Source organism: Agarivorans sp. Alg241-V36, from assembly GCF_900537085.1.
Lineage (GTDB): Bacteria > Pseudomonadota > Gammaproteobacteria > Enterobacterales > Celerinatantimonadaceae > Agarivorans.
Map to the genome: position 1 here is coordinate 104454 of NZ_UNRE01000009.1, position 20805 is coordinate 125258.

Annotated in this window: 14 protein-coding genes; 8 read left to right on the forward strand and 6 right to left on the reverse strand. The window is 46.2% G+C overall.

Going from position 1 to position 20805, the window contains the following annotated elements; genetic code table 11:
- Window positions 1–62: 62 nt before the first annotated feature.
- Entirely contained in the window at window positions 63–1553 is a 1491-nt protein-coding gene (locus G6R11_RS18800; protein WP_163134596.1) for a phage tail sheath C-terminal domain-containing protein, read from the reverse strand.
- A 213-nt stretch (window positions 1554–1766) separates the two neighbouring features.
- Window positions 1767–5288 (reverse strand): hybrid sensor histidine kinase/response regulator, encoded by a 3522-nt coding sequence (locus G6R11_RS18805; RefSeq protein ID WP_163134597.1) that lies wholly within the window; start codon window positions 5286–5288, stop codon window positions 1767–1769.
- Window positions 5289–5557: 269 nt separating this feature from the next.
- Between G6R11_RS18805 and G6R11_RS18810 the strand changes: the two genes are divergently transcribed.
- The 3 genes from G6R11_RS18810 (at window position 5558) to G6R11_RS18820 (ending at window position 8970) form a co-directional block, all read left to right on the forward strand.
- A complete protein-coding gene (locus tag G6R11_RS18810) occupies window positions 5558–7357 on the forward strand; it encodes a DUF294 nucleotidyltransferase-like domain-containing protein (protein WP_163134598.1) in 1800 nt (599 codons plus the stop codon).
- An 8-nt stretch (window positions 7358–7365) separates the two neighbouring features.
- On the forward strand, window positions 7366–7998 hold the full coding sequence (locus tag G6R11_RS18815; RefSeq protein ID WP_163134599.1) for a 3'-5' exonuclease: 633 nt from the start codon (window positions 7366–7368) through the stop codon (window positions 7996–7998).
- 159 nt (window positions 7999–8157) lie between these two features.
- Complete coding sequence (locus G6R11_RS18820; RefSeq protein WP_163134600.1) at window positions 8158–8970, forward strand: family 16 glycosylhydrolase; 813 nt, start codon at window positions 8158–8160, stop codon at window positions 8968–8970.
- A 93-nt stretch (window positions 8971–9063) separates the two neighbouring features.
- Here G6R11_RS18820 and G6R11_RS18825 read toward each other — a convergent pair whose 3' ends face one another.
- Window positions 9064–9573, reverse strand: coding sequence for a hypothetical protein (locus G6R11_RS18825; RefSeq protein ID WP_163134601.1), 510 nt, complete (start codon window positions 9571–9573; stop codon window positions 9064–9066).
- Window positions 9574–9946: 373 nt separating this feature from the next.
- On the opposite strand from G6R11_RS18825, the gene acs reads away from it, so the two are divergent.
- Window positions 9947–11899, forward strand: coding sequence for an acetate--CoA ligase (gene acs / locus G6R11_RS18830; RefSeq protein ID WP_163134602.1), 1953 nt, complete (start codon window positions 9947–9949; stop codon window positions 11897–11899).
- Between the two features lie 214 nt (window positions 11900–12113).
- A complete protein-coding gene (locus G6R11_RS18835; RefSeq protein WP_163134603.1) occupies window positions 12114–12473 on the forward strand; it encodes a rhodanese-like domain-containing protein in 360 nt (119 codons plus the stop codon).
- A 65-nt stretch (window positions 12474–12538) separates the two neighbouring features.
- Here the strand turns inward: G6R11_RS18835 and G6R11_RS18840 are convergent, their stop codons facing one another.
- Both G6R11_RS18840 and G6R11_RS18845 read right to left on the reverse strand, forming a co-directional pair.
- Window positions 12539–15718 carry an efflux RND transporter permease subunit gene (locus G6R11_RS18840; protein WP_163134604.1) on the reverse strand — a complete coding sequence of 1060 codons (3180 nt, stop codon included), beginning with the start codon at window positions 15716–15718 and terminating at the stop codon, window positions 12539–12541.
- Window positions 15719–15741: 23 nt separating this feature from the next.
- Entirely contained in the window at window positions 15742–16965 is a 1224-nt protein-coding gene (locus tag G6R11_RS18845; RefSeq protein WP_163134605.1) for an efflux RND transporter periplasmic adaptor subunit, read from the reverse strand.
- Between the two features lie 182 nt (window positions 16966–17147).
- Here G6R11_RS18845 and G6R11_RS18850 point away from each other — a divergent pair, with 182 nt between their 5' ends.
- Window positions 17148–17798, forward strand: a complete 651-nt coding sequence (locus G6R11_RS18850; protein ID WP_163134606.1) for a TetR/AcrR family transcriptional regulator — start codon at window positions 17148–17150, stop codon at window positions 17796–17798.
- A gap of 46 nt (window positions 17799–17844) precedes the next feature.
- Here G6R11_RS18850 and G6R11_RS18855 read toward each other — a convergent pair whose 3' ends face one another.
- Entirely contained in the window at window positions 17845–18684 is an 840-nt protein-coding gene (locus tag G6R11_RS18855) for an AraC family transcriptional regulator (protein WP_163134607.1), read from the reverse strand.
- Between the two features lie 142 nt (window positions 18685–18826).
- Here G6R11_RS18855 and G6R11_RS18860 point away from each other — a divergent pair, with 142 nt between their 5' ends.
- Complete coding sequence (locus G6R11_RS18860; RefSeq protein ID WP_163134608.1) at window positions 18827–20212, forward strand: MATE family efflux transporter; 1386 nt, start codon at window positions 18827–18829, stop codon at window positions 20210–20212.
- 143 nt (window positions 20213–20355) lie between these two features.
- A complete protein-coding gene (gene aroQ / locus G6R11_RS18865) occupies window positions 20356–20802 on the forward strand; it encodes a type II 3-dehydroquinate dehydratase (protein WP_163134609.1) in 447 nt (148 codons plus the stop codon).
- The last annotated feature ends 3 nt before the right edge of the window (window positions 20803–20805 follow it).

A 20805-nucleotide genomic window follows, 5' to 3' on the forward strand; every position in this document is an offset into this window, starting at 1 on the left:
TATCTTTGGGCTTAAAGCACACCCTGGATATAGGGCTTGCTGTTTGAGCCTATGAATTAAGGTTATGATTTCTGCATTTGTTGCTGGAAAGCAATTTCAATAAATTCGGCTGGGCGAGTAATTGCCACAAAAACCGTAATTCTTAAGTCTCCATCTAAAATGTCTTCACTGGTCATGGTTTCACCTAATCCAACACGAACACTATAAGCTTTGGCTGGCGTAGCTCCAACTAAACCTCCACATTGCCAAAGGCTAGTTAGGAAACTAGAAATCATGCTTTTAATCGAGCTCCAAGTTTGCGCATTATTCGGTTCAAAAACATACGCTTTAACTGCCAGCTTTATTGATTGTTCAAGCATAATCACGGTGCGTCGCACATTTATATAGCGCCAATCCACACTATTACCATCTAAGGTTCGAGCTCCCCACACGAGATTTCCTTTACCAGTAAATGAGCGAATGGCGTTTATCGATTTACCATTAATATCTACGTTTAAGGTTTCTTGTTCTTCGTCGGAAATTTTCAAAGCGGGTGAAGTGATACCAAGTACCTCGATATTCGCAGGCGCTTGCCATACACCATCGCAATTGTCGGTCATGGTGTACAAGCCGGCCATCGCGCCAGATGGAGGAACTAGATTAAGCTGACGACTTACTTCTTGAATTAACGCCTTGTAGATAACGCTTTTGCTGCGTAAAGTACGATCAATATCTTTGAGTTTAAACTCATCAGCATAGGTTTTATTGTTAGTAAGATCAGCCAGCAGCTTTCCTAAGTCGGAAGTGACATCAGGCCTGCCAAGTTCTTCGTTTAAAACCGCTCGTAAGGTAGCCTTACCCTCTTCAGTTAAATAACCAAAATCAATGTCTGTATCACTAACTAAAGTGCTATTTAGCCAAGGGAAATACACTGCACCAAAATCACCAATGCCCTTATTTGATACTCCCGCCCTAAATGCTGCTACGCTGTCGTCCTCATCTTGAAAACCGTTGTGTACATCCAGTAAGGCAATACGACTGCGCGCGTCGCCACCGCAATGCATCAACATTTGCTGCTGAACCATGTAACAATCAGCAGCAGTAAGGCTTATTGCATCAGGAATAACGAGCATGGTGGGTTCTTGCTCATTTAACAGGATTGTAATGCCAGCTAATAGCGCATCTTTAGCTATACCTGTTGTGTAATCACCAACCGATACGATGTAGCAAGGGCCACCACCATTTAAGAAAAACATCTGCATGCTTTGGTACAAACGATAGTTATTGCCACTCGTTGATACTGAGTAATGCTTTTCACTAAAAGAAACATTGTTACTTACTTCATCCGCGGCCTCTGCAAAGCCAAACCGCAAGTTAGCTCCAACGCCAAAAATATCATGGAATTCAGCCATTGAGCATATTCGAGTGGGCTTCTTTAGTACCGACCTATTATTTTGACTGGCGGTTTGGGTATAGCCGATAAATGCGGGTACAGCAGTTGCTACTTCCACTACAGAATTTGGAAACGCACTATTTTCAACAATATACACACCGGGAGTTTTCATGTTGCTCATGTCATTTCCCTTTTGTAGAGTCATAGCTGTAGACCAGCCTCTACTCTGTTTAGATATCACAAGGTGAAGTTGAAGCTACCAATTATTGGCTTACTCCAACCTATGCGATTTGAATATTGTTCATTAATTGAAAAAATGCCACTTATGGATGTTTAAAATTGATAAAACATACCTAGCTCAGATCACCAATGCTAAACGAGCAGAGTGTGATTATTACGAACTGGGTTTAAGCCAATCATTGGCCCCTTTTTGGCTATTGAGTAACTGCTGGCAGAGCTTTTTCAAACGCAGTGGGCGCAGTGGTTTACTCAAGTAAGCAAAACCTTGGGCGCGTACTCGGTCAATAAGGTCGGTTTGTCGATCGGCGCTAATCACAATGCCATGGCATGAGAGCTGCCCTTGATGAATTAGGCGTTGCAGTGCTTCTAAGCCGGTTTTGTCGTAGTCGAGGTGGTAGTCACTCAAAATCAGTTCAGGCACCCAGCCACCTTCAATAACTTCAGCAGCGGTGTCGGCGTCTTCACAGCAAATAACTTCGTACCCCCAGCGGCTTAACAGGCTTTCCATACCGGCCAAAATGTCGGGTTCATTGTCAATGCAGAGCACTTTTGCACCTTGGGTGGTGCTAATAGGCGCGCCCTCTAATTGCTTGGTTTTGTATATGTTGGCTGCTTCTACCACCGGAACAGTAACGTAAAATACCGAGCCTTTGCCTAGCTCCGATTCCACGCCAATAGGGATCTCAAGTAGCTCGGCAAACCCCTGTGCAATGGCTAGGCCCAAACCTAAGCCTTCTTCACGAGCGCGGCCAGATTTTTGTAACTGCTGAAACTCCTCAAAAATTTGCTGTTGCTTACTCTCTTCAATGCCGGGGCCATTATCCCACACCTCTAATCGCAGGCTATGGCCTTTACGACGAGCCCCCAGCAGCACTTTGCCTTTGGGGTTATAACGCAAAGCATTAGTGAGGAAGTTTTGCAGGATACGGCGCAATAATTTGCTGTCGCTACTTACGGTAAGCTTGCTGGTATGTAGTTTTAGCTCTACGTCTTGCTGCTGCGCTAGCGGGATAAATTCTGCATGAATATGATCGAGTAAATGGCCAATATCAAACTGTTCTTTACTCACCACCACTCGCCCAGACTCGAGCCGCGAAATATCCAGTAAATCACTAATAATTTCTTCCGCTGAATAAAGAGACTTGTCGATGCTTGCGGCTAAAAACTTGGCGTCTTTTGCCAAGTCTGCTTCCAGTAATGAACCGGCAAACAGTTTAGCGGCATTAAGCGGTTGCATAAGATCATGGCTCACCGCCGCTAAGAAACGGGTTTTAGATTGGTTGGCTTGTTCGGCCGCATGTGTGGCATGCACCAATTGTTGGTTAATAGATGATAATTGCTGAGTACGCTGAGCCACCCGCGCTTCAAGAATTTCATTGGCTTGTTTCAACATATCTTCGGCTTGGCGGAAGGTAGTAATGTCACTAAAAGTCATTACATAGCCGCCATTTGGCATGGGATTGCCTTGCACTTGAATCACTCGGCCATCACGGCGAATTCGTGAAGAAGTATGGCTATTACCCCGGCGCAAATGCTCCACTCGCCGCTCTACGTGTTCTTCAATATCACCGGGTCCACACAAGCCATTAATGGCATTGTGACGTATTAACTCTTCAATCGGTCGCCCAACCGCAATCATACCGTTGGGAAACTCAAATAACTCGGTATAACGGCGATTCCAAGACACCAGCTTAAGCTCTTTATCAACAATAGCGATGCCCTGATCGATATGTTCGATCGCGCCTTGTAAAAGGTGCTTATTGAACTGGAGAAGCTCCGAGGCTTCTTCAGCAATCGAGGCAAATTCTTCTAATTGTACTTGCTTGCCTTGCAAGGCCGAGCCAAGTACCAAACGCGCCGAAGAAGCCCCAAATACACCACCTAACATACGCTCGGTTTCGGCAATTAACTCAACCGGCGCTTGCTGATTTGGGCTAAGGTCGAGATCGCGTGAACTAGCGTATTTGCTAAAGGCTTCACTAATTCGCTGGCTACCTAAGAAACGAGAAGCCAGCATGTGTAGCTCTTCTACGCTTACTTTTGATTGATAAAGCGCCCCTGCGTCGTCGCTTTTACCGGTTTGACCAACAAAGTTACTGGCCTGCAACCACTCAGAAACCGCTGGGCTAGAAAGCTTAGACACCAACAAGTAAGCCAATAAGTTCCCCAATAAACTAAGCACAATGCCCCAGTTATCATTGGAGATAAGCGCTCTTCCCGCCAGTTGTGGCGCAGTAAGCCACTCGGCTATCCACTGGTTAAAAATCAGTGGACTAAGGCTGTCGGTCATATTCAGTAAATTGAGCAGCCATAGGCTCATGCCTACCAGTAAACCGGCATACACGCCGGTGCGATTACCTTCGCGCCAGTACAAGCCAAAAATCAGCGGAATAGCGAGTTGGGCAATGGCAGCAAAAGATAAGAAACCAATATCCGCTAGATTGGCTAATTCCCCTAGCATTAAGAAAGTGCCCCAAGCCAGCAGCAGAATCACTAAAATGGTGGTGCGGCGAACGTTAAGCAGTAGTTCACTAAACTGGGCAAAGTTGCGACGACTCAAACCGCCTTGCTTTAATAGCAAAGGCAACACTAAATCGTTACTCACCATAATGGCCAAGGCAATGGTAGACACCACTACCATGCCACTAGCCGCTGAGGTGCCGCCAAGAAACGCCACCATACCTAGCCAATCGTGACCGGCCGCCAACGGCAAACTAATCACATAGTTATCGGCCGGGGTATTGGCCGGCAGCAATACATCTCCAGCAAAGGCAATGGGTAAGACAAAAATGGCGAGCAACACCAAATAGGCAGGAAATAGCCAACGGGCGGTTTTAAGATCATTCACTTGGTTGTTTTCTACCACCGTTACGTGGAATTGCCGAGGCAAACAAATAACCGCCGACATTGCCAACAACGTGGCAATCACCAAGTCTGTTACATCGGCAATGCTAATCTCTTGCCATTTAAAGCTAAAGGACTCACTCACCGCTTGCTGGGCGCTTAGTGGTAAATCCCACAATATTGATACCGCGAGTAATCCCACACAAACAAAGGCCACCAGCTTAACCAATGACTCAAAGGCGATAGCAACAATTACCCCGCGGTGATGTTCGGTAGCATCAATATGGCGAGTGCCAAACAACATGGTGAATATCGCTAAAGCAATACTCACAAACAAAGCGATTTGAGAGCTACTGCCTTTACCCACCGCTTCGCGCATTGCCTCGCCACCAAACAGGTCTAAACCCATCACAATGGCGCGCAGCTGCAAGGCAATATAAGGCAGCACACCAATAATACAAATAAGAGAAATAACTACAGCAAGGGTTTGCGACTTGCCATAACGTGCAGCGATAAAGTCGGCAATGGTGGTGATATGCTCGCGTTTGGCAATTAACACCACCCTCGCCAGCAGCTTCCAACCAAATAGAAATAGCAGCACAGGGCCAAGATAAATGGGAATAAAAGATAAGAAGTTTTCGCTGGCCTGGCCTACCGTGCCGTAAAAGGTCCACGAGGTACAATAAACGGCGATAGAAAAGCTATAGAAGGCAGGCTGCCAACGCAGGCGCGCACTGGCATTTTGGTCGGTGAAATAGGCGATAACAAATAGCAGCCCTAGGTAGGCCAACGACAGCGGAATAACTAACCAACCTTCACTTACTATTTGCATTTACAATCAATTCCCTTGAAACAGTTCATAACCAGCGTGACCAAGTATTTACGCTAGCAAAAAAGATCGGTGATAACTGTGATTAATACAAAGGCTTATCAAACTATTGCAGAAAAACTGCAGCAATGAGCTTAACAAAAACCGTAGCAAGCAATCGCCAAAACCCGCCTCAATGCGCGTTTAGACTAAAGTCGTCTAGGTTGGCAAGGTAAAAAAGACCATGCTAAATGCCGATAGTTACCTGAGTTATGAAACAACTAGGTGAGGCAATGAGCACAGACTTTAACTTTCAACACCCGCCCTTTGATCAGCTTGAGCCTAAGCAGCGTGAACTGGTGTCTAGCAACCTCGATATTCACTATTTTCAAAGCCAACAAAAAATTGTGACTGCAGGCGCGCAGGCCGCTAGCTTGTTCATCATTATTAAAGGCCAAGTTGAAGAACGAGCCGACAACAACGACGAAGTTTTTGCTCACTATACTCTGGAAGATTGGTTTGATGTGCGTTCGCAATTTGGCGGCTATGCTAAGCACGACTACATCGCCTTAGAAGAAACCTTATGTTATGCCCTCCCTAGTCAGACATTTCGTCGTTTAGTGAGTGAAAACAGTGACTTTGGTGATTATTTCCAACGTGATTTGGCCACCCGCCATCAACTGGTTGAATCTCGTGAAGGTAATAAAAACTTAGCCGAATTTATCCTCACCACCATTGATGAACGCAACGTACAACCCGCGGTGGTGATAGAAGGTGAAACCTCATTACAGCAAGCCACGCTAATTATGCGTGAGCAAAAGTTAGAGTCACTATTGGTTAATCACGATGGCTGCTTTGGCATGCTTACCGGCACCGATTTATTGCATGCCGCGGTGTTAGTTCAACAATCATTAGATACTCCAGTTTGCCAGTTGGCGAACTTCAATTTAATTAGCGTGAACAAAGGTGATTTTTTGTTTAACGCCATGCTGTTGATGACCCGCAACAGCATCGAACGAGTGGTCGTTAAAGAGCAGCAAAAGATCATTGGCATACTTGAGATGGCTCACCTGCTTAGCTTGTTCTCAACCCACTCTCACGTGCTGGCTTTGCGGATTGCTCGCGCCTCTAGCATTGAGGAACTCAGCGAAGCGGCGCATACCCTCAATAAACTGGTAGAAAACCTCTGCAATAACGGTATTCGTACTTTGTTTATTATGAAGCTGCTGGCCACCATGAATGAGCAAATTATTAGCCGAGTATTTGAGTTAAGCATTCCTCAGCAGCACCACAATCACATTTGCTTAATGGTAATGGGCAGCGAAGGGCGCGGTGAGCAAATCGTAAAAACCGACCAAGATAACGGCTTAGTCATTGAAGATGGCTACGATTGGCCAGAGCGACAGCAGCAATTAAATCAATTTAGCGAATACCTGCTTGAGCTGGGTTACCCGCCTTGCCCCGGCAAGATTATGGTAAACAACCCGGAATGGGTGCAGCAACAAAGCCAATGGAGCGACACCATCGCCAAATGGATAGAAACCGGCCACGGCGATGCCATGATGAACTTAGCCATAGTATTAGACGCCCACGCGATTGCTGGCAACAAAAGCCTGCTACGAAGATTACGTAAAGATCTTATGGCGCAAATGGCAAATCGCAGCGTTACCTTGGCATTTTTCGCCCAGCCCGCGCTTAAGTTCCATACCCCGCTTACTTTGTTTGGCAACATAAAAACCAAGCAAGCGGGTTTAGATATTAAGAAAGGCGGTATTTTTCCTATTGTGCATGGGGTGAGAGCTCTGGCCTTAGAGCACTCCATTGGCCCCACTAATACCCTAGAACGCATCGAGCAGCTGGCGCTGTTAAAAGTGCTGGATGAAGATAGCGCTGCTAATCTTAAAGAAGCCTTATTGCTGTTTTTTAAACTACGTATTCAACAGCTGTTCCCCGCTGAAGATGAGCAGGACTACCACGTACTTAAGTTGGATAAGCTCAACCATAGCCAACGTGACTTATTGCGCCATGGTTTGCATGTAGTGAAGAAGTTTAAACAGCTGTTGGCGCTGCACTTTAATATTCGTGATTATTAGGTAGCTCGATGTTGCAACGTTTGCTTTATCAACGAAGATTTCGAGACAGTGAATTTGCCACACTGTTTGCCCCCTATCGCGGTAAGGAATATGTAGCGCTGGATCTCGAAACCACCAGCCTCGATACCAAGTTGGCCGACATCGTCTCCATGGGCGCGGTCATCATCAGCGAAAATCGCATTTTGGCTAGCCAATGTTTCGATATTAAAATTCGCGCCACCAGCAAGTTAGCTGGCGACTCAATTAAAGTGCACCGCTTGCGCCACAGTGATTTAGCCCAAGCCAGCAGCATAGAAGAAGCTTTACCAAAACTACTGCAGTTTATTGGGCCGCGCCCGATTGTTGGATATAACATTGGCTACGATCAACGGATCTTAAATCGCCACTGTAAAGAACGTTACGGCTTTAAGCTGGTAAATCCGCTAGTTGATGTTGGCCGTATGTTTGCCGATAAAGTCCATGTAGACCACGTAGGCATTAGTCCCAATCAAGATCTTGTGCATATTTGCCAAAGTTTAGGCATTCCCCTGTCGGGCCGTCACCAAGCCATTGATGATGCCATCACCGCCGCCATGATTTACCTGCGTTTACAATTTGGACCAAGACCAACCAGCGCCATCCCTCAAGCTATAAGTGCTTAATATTATTGATGAAGATAACGCTAATATGAATCGAGTTTCATCATTAATCTAGCCACTTAGCGCTTAATCACAGCCCCAGAGTTTGCCTCCCAAATCTTCTAGAACCAGCAAATGTTTAAGGCTACATTAGGCGCAGTTTTCTCCTAATTGGAAAGTCTAATGAAAAAGCTTAGCTTGTTAATGCTGCTCTCTAGCACTCTCTCTTACTCGGCCATTGCTGAGCCGGTAAACCAAGATACCTTGGCGCAAACCGGTGCCCTAAATACCAGTAAAACACCACTATTTGGCGCCGAGGTTTATAGCAATGATAAGGTGCTTTACGGTAAATTTGTGACTCGTATGAAGCTAGTGTCTAGCCCTGGGGTGGTATCTTCATTTTTCACCTATGACAATGAATCTTGGCAGGGTAAAGGCAAACCTTGGAGTGAGATTGATTTTGAGGCCATTGGTAAAACACCCAACCAATTGCAAACTAACTTAATCACCGGTCAACTCAATAGTCGCAAGCACAGCGAAAAGAAACACCAAGTACCTCAGTTAGAAGACTTCGTTGAATACACTATCACTTGGACACCCGATGAAATCATTTGGCAGGTAGATGGTAAAACTGTACGCCACGACACCGCCGACAATTCTAAACAAGTTGTAGCCATGCGCGACATTCCGCAAAGCTACCGCATGAATATTTGGATCTCTGAAGCCGTTGGCTGGGTCGGCCGCTTTAAAGCAGACAGCCTGCCTCTGCATCAAGTCGTCGATTGGATGGAGTTTTATGAATACCAAGAAAACGGCGAGTTCAGCCTAGCGTGGCGTGACGATTTTACTAGCTTCGATGAAAAACGCTGGGGTAAAGGTGATTGGGGCTTTGAGTCTAACCTGGTTACCTTCTCACCCAAGAACGCCAATATTGTTGATGGCAAGTTAGTGCTAAGCCTTAGCGAAGAAGGCATGAAACTTAACTACAGCGAATAAGCTCATGTGCAATCCCAGCTTCTTAAGTTGGGATTGCAGCTATTACCACAAAATACTCACGTTTGCGGCAAATTATAATTTGCCAAGCCCAAGCTAGTTATATTGCGTCTCACTGGTACGGTCGAAGATTTCGCCTTGGCTACCATCAAGGGTGATCTTAATTCGACCAGTATTGTAACGGGTAATCATTACTTTTGAGTTGGCCTTCAAAGCGACTTCATCGGCTTGGGTTATTTCCATCACATTACCCGTAGTTGACTCCACTAGGTACTGAAAGGCCTCTATCTCTTTATTGTTGTTGGCTTCGATTGCAGCGCCTACTAAGCCGATTACTGCCAAGGCCGCTCCCGCATCACGTGCATGCTCACTACGCCCTGCTCCAGCCATAATACCGCCAGCTGTTGCCACTGCTAATCCAGTATGTAGACCTTGTTTATCAATATCAGAAGGCTTTACTCTCACCTGAGTAACACTAAGAACCACTGCTCGCGTCACCTGAACTGCACTTTCATCGGAGTTATGTACCGTTGGATCATAGCGGTCAGCCATACTTGAACATGCGCTGGTAACAATAACCATGGCAATGACGAGAAGTTTTTTCATGGTGTTTCCCATTTGAAGTTGCTTAAAAACCCAAATGTACACGCACCTAAGCAAGATCTTAAACGAAGGCCTTTAAGTGAAACTAACAGATTAAGCCACCTCCACTTTCCGCCAAAATCATCAAGCCGAAAAAGCACTAACAAGAGAGAGTTGCTACAGTTCACAAATTAATCCAACACAGGCCGTGAGCCGCCTCTCAGTTTCAACTCGCAACATAAAAAATCACTTTGATTAATAAAGCATTTTACTATTCTTCACAAATAATTAACCAAAAGTCTAATTGTCGACAACCTGTGTCGGTGCGAGTCTAGATTCATATCTGAGACGTCAATGACGATATCCCGCCTCACATCGAGGAAGCAAGGAGAGGAAGATGAGTGAACAAAAGCTGTACCCCGTTAAAGCAAACATTGCAGACAACTGCTTGTTAAACGATCAGCAATATCTAGATATGTATCAAGAGTCTATCACCCAGCCTGATCAATTTTGGGGGAAGCACGGTAACGAGTTACTCGATTGGATCCAGCCTTTTAGCAAAGTAAAAAACACCTCCTACGATCCTGGCCACGTAAGCATTAAATGGTTTGAAGATGGCCTGCTTAACGTAAGCGCCAACTGTATCGACCGTCACCTTAAGGATCGTGGCGATGAAGTGGCGATTATTTGGGAAGGCGACAGCCCAGAAGAAGACAGCAAACTCACCTTTAATGAGCTCTACGAAAAAGTGTGTAAGTTTTCTAATGCCTTAAAAGAGCAAGGTGTTAAAAAAGGTGAAGTGGTATGTTTGTATATGCCAATGGTGCCAGAAGCTGCAGTCGCCATGTTAGCTTGTACCCGTATTGGCGCTGTTCACTCCATTGTATTTGGCGGCTTTTCTCCGGAAGCCTTATCCGGTCGAATCATTGATTCAAATTCTAAATACGTAATTACCGCCGACGAAGGAGTGCGCGGCGGACGCGGCGTACCATTAAAAGCCAACGTAGACCAAGCCTTAGAAAACCCAGATTGTGCCTTTGTTAAAAGCGTAGTGGTATTAAAACGCACTGGCGGCGAAGTAAATTGGAATGCCAACCGCGATGTTTGGTGGCACGAAGTTACCGAAAACCAGCCAGCCGAATGTTCGCCAGAGCCAATGAATGCGGAAGACCCGCTGTTCATCCTTTACACCTCTGGCTCAACTGGCAAACCTAAAGGGGTACTACATACCACCGGCGGCTACCTGCTTTACGCGACCATGACCTTTAAGTATGTGTTTGATTACCACCCAGGTGATATTTACTGGTGTACCGCCGACGTGGGTTGGATTACCGGCCACAGCTATTTGGTTTACGGACCGCTTGCCAATGGCGCAACCACGATCTTGTTTGAAGGTGTGCCCAACTACCCTACTTCTGCACGCATGAGCGAAGTATGTGATAAACACCAAGTGACCATTTTATACACCGCCCCTACTGCAATTCGGGCATTGATGGCCCAAGGCGATGCCGCCGTGCAAGGCACCAGCCGAAGCAGCCTGCGGATTATGGGCTCGGTAGGCGAACCGATTAACCCAGAAGCTTGGGAATGGTATTACCGCACTATTGGTGATGAACGCTGCCCGATTGTCGACACTTGGTGGCAAACCGAAACCGGCGGTATTTTAATAACCCCACTGCCCGGTGCAACCGCGCTTAAACCAGGCTCGGCCACTCGTCCCTTCTTTGGTGTACAACCGGCCTTAGTCGATAACGAAGGCAATGAGCTAGAAGGAGCCGCCGAAGGTAACCTAATTATAAAAGACAGTTGGCCGGGGCAAATGCGCACCGTATATGGTGACCACGAGCGCTTTGAGCAAACTTATTTCTCCACCTTCCCTGGCACCTATACCACTGGTGATGGTGCGCGCCGCGATGAGGATGGTTATTTCTGGATTACCGGTCGTGTAGATGACGTACTTAACGTAAGTGGTCACCGTATGGGAACCGCCGAAATTGAAAGTGCCCTGGTTGCTCATCCTAAGATCTCAGAAGCGGCTGTGGTTGGTGTTCCTCATGAAATTAAAGGCCAAGGCATTTACGCCTACATCACTTTAATGGCGGGCGAAGAAGCCAGCGCAGAGTTGCATAAAGAAGTAAAAGCTTGGGTACGTAAAGAAATTGGCCCCATTGCTACACCGGATATTTTACATTGGGCCGAAGCCCTACCGAAAACCCGTTCTGGCAAAATTATGCGCCGCATTCTGCGCAAAATTGCCACTAACGAGACCGACTCATTGGGTGATACTTCAACCCTTGCCGACCCGTCGGTGGTTGATAAGTTAATTGAAGAAAAATCTAACGCTGCTTAATCAGCAATAAAGCCGCTTTAATTAGCGGCTTTTTTCTATCTGTAAGCAGCCTCTACTACTTAAGGTGTAGCTCAAAGTTAACAGCCTTTAGCAAAAATCATGTAACCAGCCCTCACAAAATTTAGTTAGATCAAGAATACTGTCACTGATTATCGATACACTACTCAACAATTTTCACCAAGCAATTAACTTCTGAACAAGGATGGAGAAGAAGATGATGAATGTATTAAAAAGCTTAGTGCTTTGCAGTTTAATGGGTGTATTGTCGGTTCAAGCCTCCGAACGCTCAGAACTTGCTTGGCAACGTGTAGAACAACAACAAGCTATTTTGATTGATGTACGTAGCGAAGGGGAGTTTGACCAAGGCCACCTAAGCCAAGCTCATAACATTCCACACACTGTGATTGCCCAACAAATTGCCGCCATTACCAAAGATAAAAGCCAGCCCATCGTGGTGTATTGCCGCTCGGGAAACCGCTCCGGTTATGCATTGCAGGTTCTGCAAGCCATGGGCTATCAGCAGGTCGTTAACGGTGGTGGTTTAAAGGAAATGCTCGCCTCTAAAAGCCACTAAGATGCTTACACAAAAACGCCGCTACTTAAATTAGTAGCGGCGTTTTCTATTACTCAGTATTTAAGCTACTTAGCTGCCAATATATCTGCTTCTAAGGCTAATGGCGTGGCTTGCTCACTGGCTTTAGGGTTACGTTTAGCCAGCAAATAGTAGAACAACGGGGTAAGCAGTAGACCAAAAATGGTCACCCCAATCATGCCAGAAAATACTGCAACGCCCATGGCTTGGCGCATCTCAGCCCCCTCGCCCGTCGAGAACACCATCGGCACTACTCCCATAATAAAGGCAATTGAGGTCATCAAGATTGGCCGCAAACGTAGCCTTGATGCTTCTAATACTGCCTCCATTACCGTGCGGCCTTGGTCTTGCAATTCCTTAGCAAACTCAACAATTAAAATGGCGTTCTTGGTGGCCAAACCTACTAGCACAATCAAACCAATTTGGGTGAAGATGTTGTTATCCCCACCCCATAGCAATACACCACTAATCGCCGACAATAAGGTCATCGGGATAATTAGAATAATCGCTATTGGCAAACGCAAGCTTTCGTATTGCGCAGCTAGGACCATGAATACCAAGATAATCACCAAAGGATAAATCAGCATTGCGGTATTGCCCGACAGCTTTTGCTGATAGGTAAGCTCGGTCCACTCAAAGGTCATGCCTATGGGCAAGGTTTCTGCCAATATCTGCTCGATGGCAGCTTGCGCTTCGCCTGAGCTATAACCAGGTGCTGGACCACCGTTGATTTCTGCGGTGGTATAACCGTTGTAGTGCATCACTCGGTCTGGACCTGCCACATAAGATACATCAACAAAGGAGCCTAGCGGGATCATCGCGCCATCGGCATTTCTCACCTTAAGCTGACTAATCTGCTCTGGCGACTGCCTAAAAGACTCATCGGCTTGGATATTCACCTGATAGGTTCTACCAAACTTATTAAAATCATTCACATAAGTAGACCCCATGTAAGCTTGCAAGGTTGAGAATACCTCATCAATGGCCACTCCCTGTTGCATGGCTTTGGTTCTATCCAAATCCAAATCAAGCTGCGGCACATTCACTTGGTAACTTGAAAAAATGCCGGTAAGCGCTGGCGTTGCCCAGGCTTTTTGCATCACTTGCATGGTGACATTGGCTAACTCTTCATAACCCAAATTGGCGCGGTCTTGAATCTGCAGCCTAAAGCCACCAATGGTGCCTAAACCCTGCACCGGTGGTGGTGGAAATATCGCAATAAAGGCTTCTTGAATACCGGAAAACTGCTGGTTAAGTGCGCCAGCAATAGCATTAGCCGAAAGACTTGGGTCTTGGCGTTGATCAAAATCGGCCAAAGGGGTAAACAAAATCGCGCTATTTGGGCTGTTGGTAAAGCCATTAATGCTTAAACCAGGAAAGGCCACTGCGTGCTCAACACCAGGTTGCGCCAGCGCAATCTCAGACATCTTTTTCACCACCGCTTCGGTGCGCTCTAAAGAGGCGGCATCGGGCAGTTGAGCAAACGCCACTAAGTATTGTTTATCTTGCCCAGGCACATAACCAGTAGGTGTAGTGTCAAACTGGTAGGCAGTAAGGCCTAACAGACCCACGTAAATAACCCCTACTAAGGCCGATAAACGAATGGTCTTTTTGATGATGCCGCCATAAACATTGGCACCTTTGTTAAACAAACGATTAAACGGCGCAAAAATCAGTTTGCCAAACAAACTGTCCATAATTCGGGTTAAACGGTCTTTAGGTTCGTCATGCCCTTTTAGCAACAAGGCCGACAAAGCAGGGCTCAAGGTGAGCGAGTTAATCGCCGAAATAAAGGTCGAGATAGTAATGGTTAAAGCAAACTGTTTATAAAACTGTCCGGTTAGGCCAGACATAAAGGCAGTAGGAATAAACACCGCTGCCAATACCAAGGTGGTTGCCACAATGGGCCCGGTTACCTCTTTCATGGCGCGCTGCGTCGCGGCCACTGGGTTTAAACCCTCGGCAATATTTCGTTCAACATTTTCCACCACCACAATGGCGTCGTCCACCACGATACCAATGGCCAATACCAAACCAAATAAAGACAAGGCATTAAGCGAAAAGCCCATCAGGTGCATAAAGGCAAAGGTACCCACCAACGACACGGGTACAGCAACTAAAGGAATAATTGAAGCGCGCCAGGTTTGTAAGAACAGCACCACCACCAATACCACCAGCAGTACTGCTTCAAACAAGGTTTTAACTACCGCTTCAATGGAGCCACGAACAAATACCGTTGGATCGTAAACCGTGTCGTAGTTTAGGCCTTCAGGAAAGTTTTGCGCTAATTCGGCCATACGCGCCCGTACATCTTCAGAGATCTGGATAGCGTTCGAGCCAGATGCTTGAAACACACCAATGGCAATTGCATCCTTGTTATCCAGTAGTGAACGAAGCGCATAACTGCTCGCCCCTAGCTCTACACGTGCCACATCGCGTAAGCGACTAATTTCGCCTTGCTCGCCCACTTTAATGATGATGTTTTCAAACTCTTCAGTGGTGTTTAAACGCCCTTTCACGTTAATCAAAATCTGAAAATCAGACTCACCACTGGGCTGTGCGCCTAAGCTACCTGCAGCTGCTTGCTGATTTTGTTCTCTAATTGAGGCAATAATTTGATTCGGGTTTAAACCCAAAGCAGCCACTTTATTGGGATCTAACCAAATGCGTAAGCTGTAATCGCCAGCGCCAAACAAACGCACTGCGCCCACGCCTTCTATTCGCGCTAACTCATCTTTAACGTTAAGTGCCGCATAGTTAGACAGGTACAGTAAATCGTAGCGATCTTCTGGTGAACTTAAGTGAACCACCATGGTGAGATCGGGAGAGGACTTTTCGGTCACAATACCCAAACGTTGCACTTCAAGCGGCAAGCGCGGTGTGGCGCGATCTACACGGCTTTGCACCTGGGTTTGTGCTTGGTCGATATCGGTGCCAATGGCAAAGGTCACGGTAAGTGTCATACGGCCATCAGATGTCGCTTGCGAAGACATATACAACATGTCTTCCACGCCGTTAATTTCTTGCTCCAGCGGAGACGCCACCGTTTCGGCAATTACCTTAGGGTTAGCCCCTGGGTAATTGGCGGTAACAACCACGGTAGGCGGCACCACTTCTGGATATTCGGTAATTGGTAATTGCCACACTGCAATTGCACCGCCAATAAACATCAGCAGCGATATAACGGCCGCAAAAATCGGCCGTTTAATAAAAAACTGAGAAAACATGGGCGAATCTATCCTTGTTGAACTTACAACTTAGCGTTAAGGCTTAATTGCTGATGCTGTTGATCAAGTAACCGCTGAGACTCTCGCAATCCAGATATCACTTCTTCGCTGGCCATAGCCTTTGCAATGGGGGTTACCTGCATTTGTGGACGTACTCGTTGAATGCCGTTTACGACGATGCGTTCTGAACCCGATAAACCTTGAGAAACAATTCGCAAACCATTGATTTGCTCACCCAAAACTACCGGGCGGTACTGTACTTGGTTGTTTTCATCTAGCACCAATACAAACTTATTGTTTAAGTCGGTTCCAACGGCTTTATCGTCAATGAGCACGGCTTGATAAGAGCTGCTTCCAGCAATTTGTAAGCGAGCAAACATGCCCGGCAGTAATTCACCACTGGGGTTACTAAAGCTGGCGCGCAAGCGAATAGTGCCAGTGCCGCTAGCAACAGCATTGTCGATAAAGTCAATTTGGCCTAAGTGCTTGAAGATTTGCTCATCGGCTAAGGCCATTTGCACAACCGCTACGGTGTCTAGTGCGCCTTGCAACGGCAATACATTGTTTAGCTCTTGGTATTTCAAAAAGCTTTGCTCGTCTACGTCAAAATAAGCATGCATATGCTGGGTAGAAACAATCCGCGTAAGCTGACTAGCGCCGAGGTTTACATAGTTGCCCTCGGTGATTAGCGCGTTAGACACACGGCCACCAATGGGAGCGCGCACCTCGGTAAAATCTAAATCCAAACGAGCTCGCGATAAGGCGGCGGTGATAGATGCTACAGCAGCCGCACCTTGCTCTCGCGCCGAAAAGCGATTATCTAAAATCTCATCGGAGATAGCGTTTTGTTTATTCAAGGCCTGGGCGCGTTTATAGCCTTTCCTAGCCAGCTCTAAACTGCTTTTAGCACTTTGTAGCTCAGCCTCTAGGCGGGCAACTTCGGCGGCAAAAATGCGGCTATCGATCTTAAATAGCACATCACCTTTGTTAACTAGGCTGCCCTCGGCAAACAATACTTGCTCGATATAGCCTGACACTCGCGGCACGACCATCACGGTTTGTGGTGCTTGTAGGCGACCAGTATAAACATCGGTCTCGGTAATGCGCTCAAGCAATACTTCGGCTACATCTACACTTGGTGGTGGAGGTGCTTGATTGGTCGCAGCTTCCGGTTTTCCGCAAGCCACTAGGAAAATGCTTAAAGCACTTACTGCGATGAGTTTTGGTAGATCAAAAACTGATGCCATCTTCGTTCCCTAAAGTGATGATTAATTGATATCTGAATGATATTTTGTTTTGTACTGGCTGGTATATTAATCACTAAATATGATCGGGATCAAGATATTTTTGTACCAAGTGGTATTTATTTATCTAGACAGGTCTGAGCGGCTTAGCTATGATCAATTCAATGTTAAATTGAGGTAGAAAAATGTCCCCCAAGTGCTGTTCTCACATTGGTCGTCCACGCAGCTTTGACGCGAATCAAGCGCTAGAAAAAGCCTTAGAAGTATTTTGGCAAAAAGGTTACGAAGGGGCATCCTTAAACGATCTAACCCAAGCCATGGGCATTAATAAACCCAGTATGTATGCGGCTTTTGGCAATAAAGAGCAGTTGTTTTTGCAGGCCATAGAGCTTTACGAATCTCGACCACAAGCCTATTTCTACCCCGCCCTAGAGCAAGATACCATTTACGACGTAGTGGATTACATGTTGAAAGGTGCCGTGGCAAACTTAAGCGACCCCTCACAACCGCAAGGCTGCGTGATTGTGCAAGGTGCGTTGTCGTGTAGTGAGTCTGCTAGCACCATTAAGCAAGCCCTGCAGGAACGCCGGGCCCAAGGCAGTATCGCCTTACAGCAACGCTTTGAGCGCGCCAAAGTTGACAAAGATTTGACCGCCGATGCCGATCCAGAAGCCCTTGCCCATTACTTAGCCACAGTGCTGCAAGGCTTAAATGTTCACGCCACTAATGGCGCAACAGAGCAGCAATTACAGCAAGTGGCTTCACTCACCCTAGACACTTTTAAACGAGTAAGCAGTGCCAAAGTCGCAGCGAGCTTACAAAGCATCAACAAATAAGCGCCATTGGCTAGGTCACTAGCCAGCACTTACTTGCTAGTTTGAGCTAGTTGTAATTACGCCGATAACGCCCAGGCGAGACTCCAAAGCTTTTTTTAAAGCGGTGGGCAAAGGCAAAACCGTCTTGGTAACCTAACTGACTGGCGATAACCTCTATCGACCAGTGGCTTTCACGTAATAAATAGCTGCCATGCTCTAAGCGTAATCGCGTGAGATATTGCTTAGGACTCACCTTAAACTCTTGCTGAAATAAACGATAACAGTGAGCTTCTGACACCGACAAGCGTTGCGCCATTTCGGCTACTGTCCAAGGGTAGTGCAAGGAAGATCGCAATTGCTGCTCGAGTTTATGTAAGGGGCTTGGCTCAGCATTTTTTAGCGGTTTAAGCAGTTGCAATAAGTAGCGTTTTATCAGCTGAGTTAAAGCCGATTCAACCAGCGGATCGGCTTTCGCCTTAGTTTCCTCATCTAGCAGTAACTTCATGCACTTATCAATGTTTTGACTCGAGCTAATGTTCAGCACTTTGGCTTTTTTGGGGAAACGATACCAGCTAATATCAGGTGAAAACTGAAACCAATTGTGCCGCCAAAAGTGACTGGCTAGACTAAACGAATAATGAGTTCCAGCGGGTAGAATGACCAGCTCATTTGGTCCTAAGCGTTGCCGTCCCTCGGCGGTATGCAAACTTCCAGCGCCAGCCATAGAAATTAAAACAGAGTGCTCCTGCGGTGCTCGCCGACTCACAAAGTACTCACCTCGAATATACGATACTCCCGCCAAATTCACCTGAAGCTTGGTGAGCTCAGAAAAGCGCTCGGTGGTTAAGAAGCGCTCAACACACGCTGGGCCTATCTCAAACTTATCTTGCCAATGTTGCTCATTCATAGATGATAGTTTTGAACATATTTTTGATAGCTTCAATTATGTGGCACTTCCTATATATAAGATAGGATCGCAGCCATAAATTTAAATCACCACTTCTAACTAGATAGTTTATATCTGATGCAAGTCACATTTTGAGGTTGTTATGCACGCATCTCCTATTTCATTGAATCGCTCATGGCTAGAGCAGTTCTGGCGCCTAGCTTGGCCTATATCCTTGCAAGCAGTATTGCTAAGCCTATTAGGCTTAGTAGATGTACTGATGGTTGCCACCTTAGGTGATGCCGAAGTGGCCGCAGTAGGTTATGCAGGGCGGGCATTTTTTGTTGCCATCGTCATTTTAAATGGTTTCTCAACTGCTTGTGCCATTTTGAGCGCGCAACACTGGGGAACAAAAAACTGGACGGCGATTGGCCGTACAGTTGCATTATCTTTTTATGCTGGGCTTATTTTTACCTTAGCCACCTTAGCCTTCATGGTATTTAGCCCAAGTACCATCATGCAGTGGGGCAGCAACGACGCACATCTTATTGCCATTGGCAGCGACTATATTCGTGCCACCGCATTAATGGTGTTATTCACTTTACCAGTGATAGTGATTGAATCGGCACTGCGCGCTAGCGGTAATACCAAGCTGCCGCTGTATATTAGTGTGTTTGCGGTAGTCGCCAACATTGCGCTAAACCAACTGCTTATTTTTGGCCTTGGGCCTATTCCAGCAATGGGCATTGTAGGCGCAGGTGTAGCTACGGTGATTGCTCGTTTACTGCAGTTTGTGGTGCTGTGGGCCAGCCTTTGGTGGCAATCTCATCCATTATTGAAAGTATGTATGATCGGCTTTTGGCAGTTTAAGCAAACCGAGCTAAGCAAATATGCCAAGCTTGCCGTGCCATTGGTGATTAACTTTAGCATTTGGTCGAGCGGTGTATTTGTATTTGCCACTTTATACGGCCAGTTAGGGACCAACGCGCTGGCAGCAATGAGCTTGATTAGCCCAATAGAAGGCATTGCTATCTCTTGCTTCATGGGGTTCTCGGCAGCTTGCTCGATAATGGTGGGCAATAAACTTGGCGCTAACCAGTTTAACCAAGCCTGGGTAGATGCCCGTTTAGCACTGCTAGTAAGCCCCATTGCGGCAATTGGTATTGGTGTGGCAATTTGGTTATTGAGCTATCCTTTATTGAACTTGTTTGGCGCTTTAGAGTCTGAAACATTGCAACTGGCACAACAGCTAGTATTAGTTCTGGCAGCCTCTACTTGGCTACGCATATTTAATATGGTGCTAATTAACGGAATTTTGCGTAGCGGAGGCGACAACAGCTTCTGCCTTATGTCGGATACATTTTGCCAATGGGGCGTAGGTTTAATGCTTACTTCCATCGCCATTTTTGTCTTCGATGTAAGCTTAATAACGGCTTTTTGTATAGCCTTAAGTGAAGAAGTATTTAAGGCCATGCTGTGTTTTTGGCGGATGAATCAGAAAAAATGGCTACGTAACCTTACTACCGAGCCTCTCGCCGAAACCAACTGATTAGACCAGAAAAATGCTGCCATTTTCTGCGAAAACCCTATAATTGTCGAAAATGTCGATGACTTAGCACATTTATCCTTGATAAATGTGCTAATCTTAAGAAATCGACACGTTCTATAATTTAAGCTGACTTTTCAACGAAAATGACTAATAAATTCTCTATTTTGTTACTCAACGGTCCAAATTTAAACTTATTGGGCAAACGTGAGCCCGAGGTTTACGGCCACCAGAGTTTAGATGACATTGTTGAACAACTACGCCAACAAGCCAATGACATGGGTGTCACCCTTCAGGATTTTCAATCCAATGTCGAAGGCGAATTAATTAACCGCATTCATCAAGCCATGGGCGAGATAGATTTTATCATCATCAATCCTGCGGCTTTTACTCATACCAGCGTGGCACTGCGCGATGCGCTACTTGGTGTGAACATTCCATTTATAGAAATTCACCTATCTAACGTACATGCACGTGAATCATTCCGTCATCACTCTTTCCTTGCCGATAAAGCTGAGGGAGTGATATGTGGTTTAGGTAGTCAAGGATATCAATTTGCTTTAACTGCAGCGCTAAACAAGCTGCAGAAATAGCTG